The sequence below is a fragment of the Gemmobacter nectariphilus DSM 15620 genome, assembly GCF_000429765.1.
GTDB lineage: Bacteria > Pseudomonadota > Alphaproteobacteria > Rhodobacterales > Rhodobacteraceae > Wagnerdoeblera > Wagnerdoeblera nectariphila.
The window spans coordinates 32,203-47,279 of the sequence record NZ_AUCM01000006.1; the positions used below are offsets into that span (position 1 = coordinate 32,203).

Annotated in this window: 13 protein-coding genes and 1 tRNA gene; 9 read left to right on the forward strand and 5 right to left on the reverse strand. The window is 66.9% G+C overall.

Features of this window, described 5'->3' with window-relative positions:
- Window positions 1-100: 100 nt before the first annotated feature.
- The 4 genes from G481_RS23080 to G481_RS0106895 all read left to right on the forward strand — a co-directional run bounded on the left by G481_RS23080 (window position 101) and on the right by G481_RS0106895 (window position 4,382).
- Window positions 101-1,234: a sugar ABC transporter substrate-binding protein gene (locus tag G481_RS23080; RefSeq protein ID WP_051294355.1), complete on the forward strand. Its 1,134-nt coding sequence runs from the start codon at window positions 101-103 to the stop codon at window positions 1,232-1,234.
- Window positions 1,231-2,844: a sugar ABC transporter ATP-binding protein gene (locus G481_RS23085; protein ID WP_051294356.1), complete on the forward strand. Its 1,614-nt coding sequence runs from the start codon at window positions 1,231-1,233 to the stop codon at window positions 2,842-2,844. Before G481_RS23080 ends, G481_RS23085 begins: the two co-directional genes overlap by 4 nt.
- Entirely contained in the window at window positions 2,841-3,824 is a 984-nt protein-coding gene (locus G481_RS23090) for an ABC transporter permease (RefSeq protein ID WP_051294357.1), read from the forward strand. The genes G481_RS23085 and G481_RS23090 overlap by 4 nt, the downstream gene beginning before the upstream one ends.
- 66 nt (window positions 3,825-3,890) lie before the next feature.
- Window positions 3,891-4,382, forward strand: a complete 492-nt coding sequence (locus G481_RS0106895; protein ID WP_028029374.1) for a flavin reductase family protein — start codon at window positions 3,891-3,893, stop codon at window positions 4,380-4,382.
- Between the two features lie 59 nt (window positions 4,383-4,441).
- Here the strand turns inward: G481_RS0106895 and G481_RS0106900 are convergent, their stop codons facing one another.
- Both G481_RS0106900 and rutA read right to left on the reverse strand, forming a co-directional pair.
- Window positions 4,442-5,710 carry an amidase gene (locus G481_RS0106900; protein ID WP_028029375.1) on the reverse strand — a complete coding sequence of 423 codons (1,269 nt, stop codon included), beginning with the start codon at window positions 5,708-5,710 and terminating at the stop codon, window positions 4,442-4,444.
- 68 nt (window positions 5,711-5,778) lie between these two features.
- Window positions 5,779-6,864: a pyrimidine utilization protein A gene (gene rutA / locus G481_RS0106905; protein ID WP_028029376.1), complete on the reverse strand. Its 1,086-nt coding sequence runs from the start codon at window positions 6,862-6,864 to the stop codon at window positions 5,779-5,781.
- A 446-nt stretch (window positions 6,865-7,310) separates the two neighbouring features.
- Between rutA and G481_RS23095 the strand changes: the two genes are divergently transcribed.
- From G481_RS23095 to G481_RS0106930, 5 genes are all read left to right on the forward strand, one after another.
- Window positions 7,311-7,994 (forward strand): isochorismatase family protein, encoded by a 684-nt coding sequence (locus G481_RS23095; RefSeq protein WP_051294358.1) that lies wholly within the window; start codon window positions 7,311-7,313, stop codon window positions 7,992-7,994.
- Between the two features lie 4 nt (window positions 7,995-7,998).
- Complete coding sequence (locus G481_RS0106915; protein WP_028029377.1) at window positions 7,999-8,871, forward strand: nitrilase-related carbon-nitrogen hydrolase; 873 nt, start codon at window positions 7,999-8,001, stop codon at window positions 8,869-8,871.
- A gap of 176 nt (window positions 8,872-9,047) precedes the next feature.
- Window positions 9,048-9,971, forward strand: coding sequence for a LysR substrate-binding domain-containing protein (locus tag G481_RS0106920; RefSeq protein ID WP_028029378.1), 924 nt, complete (start codon window positions 9,048-9,050; stop codon window positions 9,969-9,971).
- Between the two features lie 95 nt (window positions 9,972-10,066).
- Window positions 10,067-11,347, forward strand: coding sequence for an amidase (locus G481_RS0106925; RefSeq protein ID WP_051294359.1), 1,281 nt, complete (start codon window positions 10,067-10,069; stop codon window positions 11,345-11,347).
- A 47-nt stretch (window positions 11,348-11,394) separates the two neighbouring features.
- On the forward strand, window positions 11,395-11,907 hold the full coding sequence (locus G481_RS0106930; RefSeq protein ID WP_028029380.1) for a flavin reductase: 513 nt from the start codon (window positions 11,395-11,397) through the stop codon (window positions 11,905-11,907).
- A 129-nt stretch (window positions 11,908-12,036) separates the two neighbouring features.
- On the opposite strand, the gene G481_RS0106935 is transcribed toward G481_RS0106930, so the two are convergent.
- The 3 genes from G481_RS0106935 to G481_RS23105 form a co-directional block, all read right to left on the reverse strand.
- A tRNA-Thr gene (locus tag G481_RS0106935) sits at window positions 12,037-12,112 on the reverse strand.
- Window positions 12,113-12,219: 107 nt separating this feature from the next.
- The gene (locus G481_RS23100; RefSeq protein ID WP_084450698.1) at window positions 12,220-13,761 is read right to left on the reverse strand and encodes a heme biosynthesis protein HemY; all 1,542 of its coding nucleotides are present in this window, start codon (window positions 13,759-13,761) and stop codon (window positions 12,220-12,222) included.
- Between the two features lie 9 nt (window positions 13,762-13,770).
- Entirely contained in the window at window positions 13,771-15,024 is a 1,254-nt protein-coding gene (locus tag G481_RS23105; RefSeq protein ID WP_051294360.1) for a COG4223 family protein, read from the reverse strand.
- Window positions 15,025-15,077: the final 53 nt, after the last annotated feature.

A 15,077-nucleotide genomic window follows, 5' to 3' on the forward strand; every position in this document is an offset into this window, starting at 1 on the left:
CCTGCCCTGCTGCTGGCCGCAAACTGTCGGCATGAAACCGGACCGTTTCGGCCACTGGCAAAGCGGGAACCGGGCAAGAATGACAGCAACAGGGACCACCATGACCAACACGCCTGACCGCGCCCCGCGCAAACGCCGCCTCGCCCCCCTTGCCGCCGCGCTGCTGGGCGCGGCCCTGCTGCCGGGCGCCGCACTGGCCGCCGCCGATGTGACCGCCGCCGAGGCGATCATCGCCGAACATTCCATGATCCCGACCTTTGCCCCGCCGGGGACGCCCTTCGATGCCAAGACCTGCATGGCCGGGAAAAAGATCCTGACCATCCCCACCTCGTCCGCGATTCCGTTCAATGCCGGGATCGTCGCCTCGATGGAGGAGGTCGCAAAGGAAATCGGGTTCGAACTGCGCGTCTGGCAGAACCAGGGCCAGCCGACCCAATGGGTTCAGGGCATCGAATACGCGATCCAGAACGGCTATGACGCCGTCGATCTGGTGGCCGGGATCGTTCCCGACGGGCTTGCCCCGCAGCTGACCGCCGCGCGCAAGGCCGGGCTCAAGGTCTTTGCGACCCACCATCTGGACGTGACCAACGATCGCAGCGCGCTGACCGATGTGGAACTGCCCGTCTCGTTCACCCGCGTGGGCGAAATCGTCGCCGCCTGGGTGATCAAGCAGACCGGCGGCAATGCCAATGTGCTGGTGATCGGCTCGGACGACGTGATGCCCTCGCAGCCCTACTGGAAGTCGTTCGAGGCCACGCTGAAGAAGCTCGACCCCGATTCGAAGGCAACCTATGTCAACGTCTCGGTGGCCGACTGGGCGACCAAGATCCAGACCTCGGCCCAAGGCGCGCTGCTGCAGGATCCCTCGATCAACTTCATCGTGCCGCTGTATGATTCCATGGCCCAGTTCGTGCTGCCGGCGCTGGCGATCACCGGGCGCAAGGCGGATGTGCCGATCGCCTCGTTCAACGGCACGCCCTTCGTGATCGACATGGTGCGCAACGGCGATGTTCAGATGAATGTCGGCGAAAGCCTGGGATGGATCGCCCGCTCGTCGCTGGATGCCTATATGCGCTCGCTCTGCGGCCAGGCCGAAGTGCCGACCGAGCTGTATGTGCCGTTTTTCATCTTTGACAAGACCAACGCCGAAACCGCTGGCAAGCCGGCCGATTTCGACAAGGGCTATGGCGATGCCCATGTCGCGGGCTACCGCAAGCTCTGGGGTCTGGAATGAGCGCGGCCGGGGCGCTTCCGGCCGATGGCCTGCCCCGGCGGGTGCCCGGAGAGGCCCCGGCCCTCTATGCGCGCAACGTGTCGAAGGTGTTCGGCACGTCCCGCGTGCTGGACGGGGTGGATTTTGCCGTCATGCCGGCCGAGGTGCATGGCCTGCTGGGGGCCAATGGCTCGGGCAAATCCACGCTGATCAAGACGATTGCCGGCCTGCACGCCCCCGAACCGGGGGCCGAACTGATCCTCTACGGTCAGGGCGTGCCCTTTCCGCTGCCGGCCGGCGGGGCGCGGGCCAATGGCATTTCCTTTGTGCATCAGCATCTGGCGCTGATCCCGTCGCTGACGGTGCTGGAAAACATGATGCTGAACGATCTGGCCACGGCCCAGAACTGGCGGATCAACTGGGCACGCGCCCGCAACCGGGTGGCCGAGGTGTTCGACCGCTTCGACATCGCCATCGACCCGCAGGCCCGCGTGGCGGACCTGCCCCAAGCCGACCGCGCGCTGATCGCCATCACCCGTGCCTTTGACGAGATCGAGACCCATGCCCCCGAAGGCCGGGGCATCCTGATCCTGGACGAGCCGACCCCCTTCCTGCCCAAGGCGGGGGTGGATCAGCTGTTCTCGCTGATCCGGGCGGTCAAGGCGAACGGGGTGTCGGTGATCCTTGTCGCCCATGACATCGACGAGATCCGCGAGATCACCGACCGTGCCACGATCCTGCGCGATGGCAAGCTGGCCGGCACGGTCTATTCCGCCGAGACCGACCATGCAGGCTTCATGGAACTGATCATGGGCCAGAAGGTGTCGTTGTTTCAGGCGGGCAAGGATCTGGCGCCAGATCGTCCGGTCGCCGCGCGGGTCAGGGGGCTGGTGTCCAAGGCCGCCGAGGATGTCACCCTGGAAATCCGTCAAGGCGAGATCCTGGGCCTGACCGGGCTGATCGGGTCGGGGTTCGACCGGGTGCCAGAGGCGATCTATGGCGCCGATCCGGCCACGGCGGGGCAACTGGTGCTGGGCGATGAAATCCTTGATCTGCCCGGCATGACGCCCGGCAAGGCGATGGCGCGGGGCGTGGCCTTTCTGCCGGCCGACCGTCTGGGCCGGGCGGGCGCAGGGTCGCTGTCAATCGCCGACAACATGTCGCTGCCGGTGCTGGGCAAGTTCCGCACCATGTTCGGCATCGACTGGGCCGCCATTGAACGCCACTGCCTGGAACTGGGCGGCATCTATGACATCCGCCCCAACCGCCCCGGCCTGCGGCTTGGCGCGTTGTCGGGCGGCAACGCGCAAAAGGTGCTGATGGCCAAATGGCTTCAGACCCGGCCCCGCCTGCTGATGCTGGACGAGCCCACCCAGGGCGTGGATGTCGGCGCCCGGCAACGGCTGTTCCAGGCGCTGGATGCAGCGGCGCGCGAAGGCTCGGCCATCCTGATCGCCTCGACCGATCCCGAACAGCTGGCGCAGCTGTGCCACCGGGTGCTGGTCTTCTCAAAGGGGCGCATCGTCAGCGAGCTGACGGGCGCGCGCATCACCAAGGAAGCGATCTCGCACGAGACGCTGGCAATCCACCCCGGCGTTGCCGTGGACCACATCAAGGAGGCCGCCGAATGAGCCGCCCAGCCACCGGAAAACCCCTCAACTGGGCCCGCCTTGGCGAAAGCTATGCGCTGCTGGTTGCCATGGTGGTGCTGTTTTGCATCTTCGGCCTTGCGCTGCCCAAGACCTTTCCCACCTGGGGCAATGTCTCGACCATGCTGGGATCCCAGGCGGTGCTGGTGTTCCTGACGCTGGCGCTGATCGTGCCGCTGACTTCGGGCGATTTCGACATGTCGGTTGCGGCCGTGCTGACCATGGCCGCGATGCTGATCGCGATCCTGAACGCGCGGCTGGGCGTGTCGCTGTTCCTGGCGATTCCCGTGGCGCTGGTCGTCGGGCTGCTGGTCGGGGTGGTGAATGCGTTCTTCATCCTTTACTTCCGCATCCCCTCGCTGATCGTCACACTGGGCACGGGCACATTCGTCAATGGCATCGTGCTGTGGATCAGCAATTCGGCCACCATCGGCGGGATCGACTTTGCGCTGGTGATGTGGGTGGTGGGCACGCGGCTGTTCGGCATTCCGCTGGCCTTCTACTATGCCATCGGCATGGCGCTGCTGATCTGGTATGTCTTTGGCTATACCGCGGCCGGGCGGCGGCTGCTGTTCGTCGGCCGCGGGCGCGAGGTGGCGCGGCTGTCCGGCATTCCGGTGGACCGGGTGCGCGCGGCGGCGCTTCTGACATCATCGTTCATCGCGGCCCTGGCGGGGGTGCTGTATGCCGGCACCATCGGCGCGGCGGACCCCAATTCGGGCAACAGCTTCCTGCTGCCGGCCTTTGCCGCCGCCTTCCTGGGCGCCACGGCGATCACGCCGGGCCGTTTCAACCCGATGGGATCGGTGGTTGCGGTCTATTTCATCGTGATCGGCATCACCGGGCTGACCATGCTGGGTATCCAGTCCTATGTGCAGAACCTGTTCTATGGCGGCGCCCTTGTCACCGCCGTTGCCCTGAGCCAGCTTGTGCGCAAGCGCGAGCCGCAGGATTTCAACTGATCCTGTCCACACAGCCTTGGGGCCCCGGCGCCTGTCCGGGGCCCCGTCCTTATGACGGAGCAAGACATGACCCTCGAAGCCACCGGCGCCGATATCGACATCGGCAAGTTCTGGAAAACCCTGGGCGAGCGCCCGATCGGCGCCACCGTTGTCACCGCGAGGGGCGCAGGCGGGCCGGTCGGCTTTCTGGGCCTGTCGGCCGCGCATGTCACGGCGAACCCGCCGACCATGCTGGTCTCGATCGACCGCAAGACCTCGGCGCTGACCTCTGTGCTGGAAAGCGGGCATTTCGCGGTGAACTTCCTGCCCGAAGGTCAGGCCGCGCTGGCCAACATGTTCGGCGGCAAGGGCGAGAAGGTCTTTGCCGAGGGCGACTGGGACACGCTGGCAACCGGCGCGCCGGTGTTCAATGCCGCGCTGGGGGTCTTTGACTGTGCCGTCGACAAGGTGGTCGAACATGGCGACATCTCGATCATCATCGGCACCGTCAAAGGCGTGCGCGCCAAGGGTGACGGCGCGCCGCTGATCTTCTTCCGCGGCAAGTTCCTGTCGGACTAGGCCGCTCAGCCAGACGGCAAAGGCCCGCCGCCCATCGCGGCGGGCCTTTGCATGGCCGGCTACAGCGCGGTCATCAGCCGCCGGGCAAGGTCCGGCAACTGCCGGTCAAACGCGCGCCGCACGATCAGCGACAGGCCCAGCGGCAGATCGTGGCCCGGCACCGGCACGTTCATCACCGGCAGCTGCAGCGCCGTCCACAGCGCGTTGAACAACGGATTGCCCGGCCCCCGCCCCAGCGGGGCAAAGCCGGGGGCCGAAGGTGCGATCAGCGCATCCACCTGCGCCAGCTGCGCTTCGACCCCCAGACGCAGCTGGGCAAGGCGGTCATAGGCCTCGAAATGCTGGCGCTGGGTAAAGCCGGTGCGATGCTCGATCCGGTCATGGAACTCGCGGTGCAGCAAGGTGCCTTGCGTGCGCGACAGATTGAGAAAGGCCGAAGCCCCCTCGCAATGCTGGATGCAGCGGTGCAGATGGTCCAGATCGGCTGCGCCCTCGGGCAGATCGACCGGCACCAGATCGGCCACGGGCGCCAGCCGTGCCGCCAGATCCGCGAACAGGGCGCGGGCCTCTGGCTCCAGGTGATCGGCATAGGGGGTCAGCGTCACCCCCAGCCGCAGGCGGGCCGCAGTAACGGGCGGCGCGGGCGGCAGGGCAAAGACATCGGCCAGCAGATCCAGATCCTCGGGGTCGCGCACGAACAGCCCGATGGTGTCAAAGCTGACAGCATAGCGGCGCACCCCTTCGGTCGAGATCAGGCCCCAGCTGGGTTTCAGCGCCGCAACCCCGCAGAACGAGGCCGGCCGGATCGTCGATCCGCCCGTCTGGGTGCCGATGCCGATGGGACACTGGAAATCCGCCACCGCCGCCGCGCTGCCCGACGATGACCCGCCCGGCGTGCGGGCCGGATCATGCGGGTTGCCCGTCGCCGCATCGCGCCCGCAGGCGGCGAATTCGGTGGTATCGGTCTTGCCCAGCACGATGGCACCCGCCGCGCGCAGGATCTGCACCACGGGCGCATCCAGCCCTGGCCGGTTGGTGCCGCACAGGGGCGAGTTGTTGGTGGTCGGCAGATCGGCCGTGTCGATCACATCCTTGATCGCCACCGGAATCCCGGCCAGCGGGCGCGGATCGTCCGGGGCGATGGCGGCCGCCTCGGCCTCGGCCCGCGGGTTCAGCGTGATCCAGGCGCGCACCGCAGTGTCACGCACAGCGATGCGGGCCAGACAGGCGCGCGTCAGCTCAAGCGCCGTCAGGCGCCCCTCGCGCATCGCCCGGCGCGCGGCAGAGGCGGACAGATCGGCGGGGCTTGCGGGCGGGGAAACGGTCATGGCTGGGCCCTTTCATGCAAACGGGCGCGGGATGCCCCCCGCGCCCGCCGGTTCAGTCCGACGACAGCTTATTCGGCCGCCAGCTGGTTCACCTTGTCACGGCAGGCCATCAGCGGCTGGATCCGGGTGCCAAAGGCATCAAGCCCGCCCAGGAAGTCATCAAAGGTCAGCATCAGCCCCTTGGTGCCCGGCACGGCGGCTGCCTCGTCCAGCAGTTTGGCCACGGTCGCATAAGAGCCGACAAAGGTGCCCATGTTGAAGTTGATCGCGCCATCGGGCAGGTTGATGTGCTTGGCGGTCGAATTGTCGGCCGCGTTGGTATCGGCCGCGCCCTGCACGCCCATATAGGCCAGCGCGCCCATGTCGGCGCCTTCCTGATAGGACTTCCAGCGCGCCATCGCGGCTTCGTCGGTTTCATCGGCGATGACCATCATCAGCACATAGGCGCCCACGTCGCGGCCGGTCTTGGCGGCCGCTTCCAGCAGCGCCGCGGCGGTCGGGGCGTGGCCTTGCGGGTTGTTCAGCCCCTTGCCGTTCACAAAGGAATAGTTGGTGAACTGCGACGAGAATTCCATCCCGCGGCCCGACTGGCCGGCCGCCACGATCTCGATCGGTTCCTTGGGCAGGGGCGAGAGCTTGCAGTCCTCCATCTGGAAATACTTGCCCTTGAAGTCCGAGCTGCCCTTTTCCCACAGATCCTGCATGACCTGGACGTATTCGGTCGCATAGTCATAGCGGTAGCCGAAATAGTCGTTGCCCGGCCACATGCCCATCTGGGTGTATTCGTTGGGCGCCCAGCCGGTCACGATGTTCACGCCGATGCGGCCCGGGGCGATATTGTCGATGGTGGAAATCATCCGCGCGACAATCGCCGGGGGCAACGTCAGGATGGCGGACGAGGCGAACAGCTTGATCCGCTTGGTGGTCGCCGCCAGCGCCGACATCAGGGTAAAGCTTTCCAGCCCGTGATCCCAGAATTCGGTATCGCCGCCAAAGCCGCGCAGCTTGATCATCGACAGCGCAAAGTCAAAGCCGTAGCTCTCGGCCTTTTCGACGATCTGCCGGTTCATCTCGAAGCTGGGCATGTATTGCGGGGCGGTCTTCGAGATCAGCCAGCCATTGTTGTTGATCGGGATGAAGATGCCGATGTCCATGAACGTCTCTCCTGTCGGTGTTTCTTTCCACCATCCTCGCCCTGTGACGGGGGCGAATTCAAAGGAGTTATTCGCAGGGCAATGGCACAAAAAATCTCACGTCCTCAATATGTTGCGCATGTAAAAACGCCGCAGGAACAGGCAGATTGCCCGTTTCGGTGGCAGATGAAAAACCTGGGTCGGCTCAGCAGGGTGCCAGGCGACACCGCCGTTCCGTTCCAGCGCCGAGAGAATGTGCCGCGAACCCCAATTGTCAGCCGCAAGGAACCCAAGCCCTGCCTCGGCAAGGCCCATGCAATGGCGCAATTGCAGGCCGGGCGCCGCAGGATTGGGCAGGCCCCCGGCGCTGATGAATTCTCATCCTGCAGGCAAGAATTCCGCAGTCGCCACAAGGTGGCCCCTACGCCTAGGTTTTCGGCAAAAGGAACCATCAAGGACTGTGCCCCATGCCGCGCGTCTGGGAAACCTACATGACCGAGGAAGACCGCAGGGTCTTTGCCAATGGAAAGCTTCGCGCGCCCAAGAGGCCGGGCCGGGTCAACGCGCTGCTGGTCATCGACATGCAGGTCACCGCCTGCGGCGAGGACCGGCCGATCAGCGAACAGCTGGACCGCTTTCCCGGCGCCTGCGGCCCCCATGCCTGGGCTGCGATTCCGGTGCAACAGCGCCTGCTGGCCGCCGCCCGCGCCGCCGCAATGCCGGTGATCTATTCCAAGCACGTCTTCCACACCTATACCGGCCGCAAGGCGGCAGAGTCGGGCGTCTTTGCGGCAACTGACCCACGCAGCGAGATCGAGCCCGCCGTCGCCATGCAACCCGGCGACATCCTGATCGAAAAGCAGACGCCGTCCTGCTTTGCCTATACCAACCTTGTGCCGATCCTGGCCGAGCTGGGCGTCGACGGGCTGATTGTCGTGGGCAATTCCACCTCGGGCTGTGTGCGGGCCACCTGCGTCGATGGCGAAGCGGCCGGCTTTCGCATGAGTGTGGTCGAGGAAGGCGTCTTTGACCGCATCCAGATGAGCCATGCCGCCTCGTTGTTCGATCTGACCTTCAAGATCTGCGACGTGATCGACGAGGCGCGCGCGCTGGAGATCATCGCAACCTCATCCCTTCGGAAAACGGCCTGACCCCATGACGAATTTCATTGCCGCCGCCGTCCAGCTTGGCCCTGCCTCGGACACGATGGACGAAACGCTTGCGCGTATCCTTGCGTTGCTGGATCAGGCTGCCGCCCGGGGCGCCAAACTGGCAGTGCTGCCCGAACTGGCGCTGACGCCCTATTTCGCCTCAAGCGTGCACGACGATCCGGCCGCCCTTGACCCGCATCTGGACGAGGCTGCGAATGCCGCCGCCCTGGCCGCGATCGCCGCCAAGGGCGCCGAACATGGCATGGCGGTGGTGGCCAGCTGGGCCGAACGGCAGCCGGGGGGCATCTACAACACCATGTCGTTCTTCGACATCTCGGGCACCGAGGTCGGCAAGTTCCGCAAGGTGCATATCCCCGGCTTTGTCGAACCCGACCCCGCCAAGGAAACCACGATCCTTGAAAAGCGCTACTTCCTGCCCGGCGATCTGGGCTTTGCGGTCCATGATCTGGGCCCGGTCCGCGCCGGCGGGCTGATCTGCTATGACCGCCGCTTTCCCGAAAGCTACCGCAGCCTGATGCTGGGCGGGGCCGAGGTGTTCTGCATCGGCTTCAACACCCCGGTGCTGAACGATGGCACGCTGGAACGGGGCCGCGCGGCGGCGCGGATGTCCGTCTGCGGCGGGGCGTTCTTCAACTCGACGCATGTCATCGCGGCCGGCAAGGCCGGAGTCGAGGGCGGCACCCGCTATATCGGCGACAGCCTGATCGCCGGACCCGAAGGCGACGTGCTGGCCCATGCGCTTACCGATGGGGATGAAGTGGTCACCGCCGAAATCGACCTGGACCGCCAGGCCGCGATGCGCGCCGAATGGGATTTTCGCGCGAACCTGCGCCCCGAGGTCTATGCCAGCCTCTGACCGGGCGCCGTCTGGTTAATCGCCCCCACCCGCGTTTGCCCAAAAGCTGGGCAGCTGCCCCCGCCGCCCCGTGCGCGGGGGCGCATATCATATGGATAATACATTTCTTTCGCGATCAGATGGATGTCGGGAGGACTCTGGAATCACCCCCTGTCGGGGCGCACGAGGAATCTGCCATGCGCAAACGAGTTCCCCTGAATGCGATCCGCGCTTTTGAAGCGGTCGCGCGCAACAGTTCGGTCGCCAAGGCGGCCAACGAATTGTGCGTGACCCCCACCGCCGTCAGCCACCAGATCCGGCTGCTGGAGGATTTCCTGCAAACGGAACTGTTCGTGCGGCGCAACAGCCGCATGTATCTGACCCCCGAGGCATCGGCCAATCTGGTCAGCATCACCCGGGCGCTGGATCTGATCGACGATGCCGTCCTTTCCATGAACCGCGCCCGCGCCGAGGACAGCCGCAGCATGGCGATTGCGGCCTCGGCCTCGGTCACCTCGTTGTGGCTGATGCCGCGGATCGGCAAGTTCCTGGAACGCGAGCCCGATCTGGAACTGAACCTGTCGACCTTCATTTCCCGCAAGGAGGCCGAAGGGCGCGAGGCCGACATTCGCATCTGCAACTGGCAAAGCCAGCTGGATTGCCAGGTGGAACCGCTGTTCGAGGAAGAGATCGTGCCGGTCTGCGCGCCTGCGCTGGCGGCCCGGTTCGGCAATGATCCGGTCGAGGTGCTGCGCCAGGCACCGCTGATCCATGTCGACCGCACCCTGATGGGATATGACGGCAATCTGTCCGACTGGACCAGCTATTTCGCCGAGGCCGGGATCTCGCGCAGCGACCTCGCGCATGGGCCGCGCTTCAACACCTCCAGCACCGGGGTGGATGCGGCAAGGGCCGGGGTCGGGGTGCTGCTGGGCCGCTCGCTGCTGATCGAACAGGCGCTGGAAAAGGGCGAGCTGGTGGTTGTCGGCCAGCCGTTTTCGGTGCGCAGCCCCTATTACATGATGACCCCCTGGAAGCCCGAAAGCCGCGCGCGTCTGCAACGGTTCAAGGATTGGCTGCTGGAATCGGTCAGCCCCAACCAGATGCTGCACGCCATCTGAGGTGTTGAGGATTTCTCGTGCCCCGGCATGAGGAAACATCGGGCGCGTGCGCTGCGCATTCATGCTTTCTGTCGATCAAAGACAGGAGTGCCGCAATGCCCACGCCCCCGATGACCGCCCGCAGCATCGCCCTTGACCTGGCCGCTGGCCGCCGCACCGCGACCGAGGTTGCCGAAACCACGCTGGCCACCATCGCCGCCCGCGAACCCGAGGTTCAGGCCTTTGAATTCCTTGATCCGGCATTGGTGCGCGCTCAGGCCAGCGCGATCGACGCCCGCCCGGCCAAGGGGCCGCTGGCCGGCGTGACGGTGGGCGTCAAGGACGTAATCGCCACCCATGACATGCCGACCGGCCACAACACCGCGCGCTATCGCGGCGTGGCAACCGGCGTTGATGCGGCCTGCATCGACACGCTGCGGCAGGCCGGCGCGATCATCCTGGGCAAGACCGTCACCACCGAATTTGCCGCCACCCAGCGCGGCGACAAGACGCGCAACCCGCACGATCTGACGCGCACGCCCGGCGGGTCGTCCTCGGGATCGGCGGCGGCGGTTGCGGCCGGCATGTGCGCCATTGCCCTTGGCACCCAAACCGGCGGATCGACCATCCGCCCGGCCTCGTTCAACGGGATCTGGGGCTGGAAACCCACGTGGAACGTCATCTCGCGCGAAGGGCTCAAGGTCTATTCGCTGACCTGCGATACGCTGGGCCTCTATGCGGCCGACTGTGACGATCTGAAGCTGCTGGCCGATGTCTTCGATCTGGACCCGTCGCCTGAACCGGCCCAGCTGGCCGGGCTGCGCATCGGCCTGTGCCGCACGCCGACATGGGACCGGACCGAACCGGCGATGCGCGATGCGCTGGCGACGGCGGCAGACCTGCTGGCACAGGCCGGGGCCCGCGTCACCGATCTGGACTTGCCGCCCGACTTCGACGGCCTGCCCGAAGCGCATGAGCGCATCCTGACGCGCGAGGGCCGCGCTGCCTTTCTGAACGAGGCCCGCGCCACCCCCGACACCTTGCACGACGAATTCCTCGCCAAGGTCGAGAACCGCACCGGCCTGACGCCCGAGGACATGCGTGCCGCCTATGCCCTGGCCGACCGCTGCCGCGCGCGGCTGGATGACCTGCTGCAAGGGTTCGACGCGATCATCACCCCGTCGGCCTGCGGCGAGGCGCCGGTCGGGCAGGAGATGACGGGCGATGCCTCGATGAACTCGATCTGGACGCTGCTGCATGTGCCCGTGGTTTCCGTGCCGGGCCTGACCGGGCCATCGGGGCTGCCGCTGGGGATCAGTGTCATCACCCGCCGCTATGCCGACCGCACCGCCCTGGCCATCGCCGGGCTGGCCGGCCCGATCCTTGCCAAGGCCTGATCCGGGGCCACATCCCATTGGAACGGGACAACAGGAAAGACCTTGCCATGACAGATACCCACACCGACGAAGTTCTTGCCCATGTCTCGCGCGAGGCGTTTCGCGACGGCATGTCCTGCCTGGCAGGCGCCGTGAACATAGTCACCACCGATGGCCCGGCCGGACGGGCGGGGTTCACCGCCTCGGCCGTCTGTTCGGTCACCGATCAGCCGCCAACGCTGCTGGTGTGCATCAACCGTTCCAGTTCCGCCGCGCCTGCATTCCTGGGCAATGACCGGCTATGCGTGAACACCGTCGGGCCCGCTCATCAGGATCTGGCGATGCTGTTCGGCGGCAAGACTCCGATGGCAGACCGCTTTGCCCCGGCCGAATGGCGGACCGGCGTCACCGGATCGCCCATGCTGGTCGGGGCCTCGGTGTCGTTCGACTGCCGCATCACGCTGCGTCAGACCATCGGCACACATGACGTGATGTTCTGCGAGGTGGTGGACATCGCCACGCAGCCGGATGTACGCGGATCTGTCTGGTTCGGGCGGCGCTTTCACGAGCTGAGGGCCTGATCGCAGGCCAAGGCGACACCGGCGTGCAACCGCCAGGGATCGCCTGACCCCGGCCCACCATCCTGCCGGACCCCATGAACGACGAAAGCCGCGCACCCCATCCGGGCTGCGCGGCTTTTCGCTGGAAAGTGGTGCCGGTGAAGGGACTCGAACCCCCGACCCCATCATTACGAATGACGTGCTCTACCAGCTGAGCTACACCGGCATCTGACGCAGCACGGTCAGGAACCGGGCCACACCACGGACCATACGTTCCTGCCGGATCGCAAGGTCCGCGGTGCTCTTAGCACCGGGCCACGGGACTGTGTAGCCCTAAAATGCGCCTTTGCGTGCGAGTTCCTCGGGTGTGACGGGGCCTTTGGGTTCCGGCTCGGCGGGGGTGATGTCGCGCGCGCCTTCGGCGGCCTCGGCGTCTTCCACAGGGGCATCCTTGGGGCCGGTGCCGGCCAGATGTTCGGGCGCGGGCTCGGCAGCCGCCGGGCGGCCGACGATCAGGGGCAGCATCTCGGTCTGGGTCGGGCTGGGGCCGCTGGTTTCCGGCGGCTCGGTCCAGGCAAGGGTGTCGAACCCGCCGCAATTGTCACAGACCGGATCCCAGGCGGCATGGACGGCGTGGCACTTCTCGCACACCCATTGCGGGCCGCGCGGCGCCGTCAGCGCCCGTGCCAGCCAGCCGCGCACGACCGCATCGTCGGCGCCCGAGCCACGTTCGATGGCCGCCATGATGGTCAGCGCCCGCGCCGTCGGATGATCGGTCACCAGCGATCCCAGCGCGCGGCGGGCGGCGGGAAAATCCTCGGCCGCGATGTTCAGCTCGGCCATCAGAAGGCGGGTTTCCTCGTGGTCGGGCTTGATGTCGGTCAGCGCATGGAACCGGCGCACGCGGGCGGCCGGGCTTTCATCGGGCACGACCTCGGCAAAGGCGGCGGCAAGGTCGGGGTGGGGCTGCGCCTCCCATGCCTTGCGCAAAACGCGGGCAGCGGCCTTGGCGTTGCCCTGTTCGATATAGCTGCGCGCGGCCATGGCGGCGGCGGGGATCAGATCGGGGCTGGCCTTGTTGGCGGCAATCGCCGCCTCGCGCGCCTCGATGGTCGAGGCGTCATCCAGCAGAACCCGCGCCTCTTGCAGCGCCAGCACGGCATCGCGGCGGCGCCAGACATCCTTGGGCAGCGCGCCGGTTTTCAGCTTGGCGCCAAGGGTCTGGCGCGCACCTTGCCAGTTCTTGCCGCCGGTCTGCAGCTGCAGCAGGATATCCTGCGTCTCGGTATGTTTCGGCTTCAGCGCCAGCGCCTTTTCGGCCAGCTTCATCGCCGTTTCGGTATCGCCCTCTTCCAGCTTCAGCTTCATCAGCCCGCGCACACCGACAAAGCGGCTGCGCTCGTCGGCCAGCAGCTTGCGATAGGCGGCCTCGGCTCTGGTGCGCTCGCCTGCGGCCTGGGCGGCTTCGGCGGTAATCAGGGTGGTCAGGTCCGGGCGATCCAGCAGCTTTTCCGCCTTGGCGGCGCGGGCGGCGGCCACACGGTTTTCTCCAGCAGCCAGCGCCATCATCGCCTCGGACAGGGCGGCATAGCCGCGGCGTTCGCGGTTGCGGTCAAAATAGCGCGACAGGGCGGTTTCATCGCCCGTGAGAAAGCGCAGCACCGCAATGGCCAGACCCGCAATGCGCATCAGCAGCCAGATGCCGGCAACCAGCAGCAGCGCGGCAATCGCGGCCTGCAGGGGGCCAAGCGTGACCTCCCAGCCCAGCATGGATATGCGGATCCCGCCGCCGGTTTCCGACAGGATCGACGCCCCCCAGGTCAGCGCGGCAACCAGCGCGAAGAATAGAAGGGCCTTGGCAAGCGACCAGAGCATCTCGGCCTCCTATTTCGCGTTGAGATCGGTGGCCAATGTGGCCAGGGCGGCGGCGGCTTCGGCGCGGGCATCGGCCTTGGCGCGCCAGTCGGCCATCGCTGCGGCGCCTTCGGGCGGCAGGGCGTCCAGCTCGGCCAGCGCGCCGGTCAGATCGCCCTTGTGCAGGGCCGCTTCGGCCCGCGACAGGATGGCATCGGGATCATCCCCCTCTTGCGGGGTCAACGCGCGCATCCCGGTCTGCGCCTTGAGAAAGGCGCCCAGCCGTTCCGATACCGTCGCATCGGCCCCCGGCTTTTGCGTCGCGGCCAGCACGGCGCGGGCGGCGTCAGGAAAGGCGGTCTGCAATTGTGCCAGCGTCAGCAGGCCTTCGGCGTGCGCGGACAGCGCCACCGGAACGGTGATCCCGGCCGACCCCAGATCGTCAAGCGCCGTGTCAAACGCCCCGCCCGCGTCCAGCGCCGCCTGCACGCGCAGCACCGCACCGCGCGCCACGGCTGACCGGGCTGTCGCCTCGGCCTCGGCCCGCAAGGCGGCGGCACGCGCCTCGGCGGCTTCGCGTTCGGCCTGAGCTGCGGCTTTCAGCGCCTGCAATTCTGCGCTGCCATCCTTGGGGATCGCGGACACTTCGCCGCGCAGGGTGGCGATTTCGGATTTCAGGGCCGCGATGTCGGGGGTCAGATCGGCGGCCGGGGCGCTGGCCTGCTGTTTCAGATCGGCCAGCTCGGCGCGCAGCGCGGCCAGATCGGCCGTCGGGTCGGGCAGGCCCTGCACCCGCGCCTCCAGCGTGGCGATCCGGTCGGCCAGGGTCTGATCGGGGGCCAGGGAGGCAAGTTTCTGATCCTGGGCCGCCAGCCGCGATTCAATGCTGGCCAGCTGCTCGCCCGTCGAGGCCAGCGGCCAGCCATTCGGCACCACCTGCGCCAGACCAAAGCCAAGCCCGGCCGCGACCACGCCGCCCAGCACCAGCATCAGCGGGTTGCCGCCCCGCGACGGTTCGGGGGGCGGCCCAGGTTGGCGGGCCGGTTCGGCCACGGGCGGCGCGGATGCGCTGGTCGACGCGGGGTCCGGGCGTTCCTCGGAAGGGTCCGGCAGTTCCGCAGGGGCACGATCCTCGACCGGCGCCTCGGCGATCACCTCTGCATCCGGGACCAAAGGCGCCGCACCAAGGTCTTTGGCGGGCGCGGGTTCGGCGCCAGCCGAAGCCGTCGCCCCATCTTCGGCAAGATCAGCCGTTTCGTCGGATTTTTTCCTGCTCCCGGCCATGCTTGCCTCCTTCCGCTGTCCACTCGCCCCAAGGAACTAACCTAGCGATCCCC

Bases quoted from the DNA above. Each gene is read 5' to 3' on its own strand.
- G481_RS0106930 (WP_028029380.1), top strand. From the start codon at position 11,395: ATGACAGATACCCACACCGACGAAGTTCTTGCCCATGTCTCGCGCGAG.
- G481_RS23080 (WP_051294355.1), top strand. From the start codon at position 101: ATGACCAACACGCCTGACCGCGCCCCGCGCAAACGCCGCCTCGCCCCC.
- G481_RS23105 (WP_051294360.1), bottom strand. From the start codon at position 15,024: ATGGCCGGGAGCAGGAAAAAATCCGACGAAACGGCTGATCTTGCCGAA.
- G481_RS0106915 (WP_028029377.1), top strand. From the start codon at position 7,999: ATGACGAATTTCATTGCCGCCGCCGTCCAGCTTGGCCCTGCCTCGGAC.
- G481_RS0106925 (WP_051294359.1), top strand. From the start codon at position 10,067: ATGCCCACGCCCCCGATGACCGCCCGCAGCATCGCCCTTGACCTGGCC.
- G481_RS0106920 (WP_028029378.1), top strand. From the start codon at position 9,048: ATGCGCAAACGAGTTCCCCTGAATGCGATCCGCGCTTTTGAAGCGGTC.
- G481_RS23100 (WP_084450698.1), bottom strand. From the start codon at position 13,761: ATGCTCTGGTCGCTTGCCAAGGCCCTTCTATTCTTCGCGCTGGTTGCC.
- G481_RS23095 (WP_051294358.1), top strand. From the start codon at position 7,311: ATGCCGCGCGTCTGGGAAACCTACATGACCGAGGAAGACCGCAGGGTC.
- G481_RS23090 (WP_051294357.1), top strand. From the start codon at position 2,841: ATGAGCCGCCCAGCCACCGGAAAACCCCTCAACTGGGCCCGCCTTGGC.
- G481_RS23085 (WP_051294356.1), top strand. From the start codon at position 1,231: ATGAGCGCGGCCGGGGCGCTTCCGGCCGATGGCCTGCCCCGGCGGGTG.
- rutA (WP_028029376.1), bottom strand. From the start codon at position 6,864: ATGGACATCGGCATCTTCATCCCGATCAACAACAATGGCTGGCTGATC.
- G481_RS0106900 (WP_028029375.1), bottom strand. From the start codon at position 5,710: ATGACCGTTTCCCCGCCCGCAAGCCCCGCCGATCTGTCCGCCTCTGCC.
- G481_RS0106895 (WP_028029374.1), top strand. From the start codon at position 3,891: ATGACCCTCGAAGCCACCGGCGCCGATATCGACATCGGCAAGTTCTGG.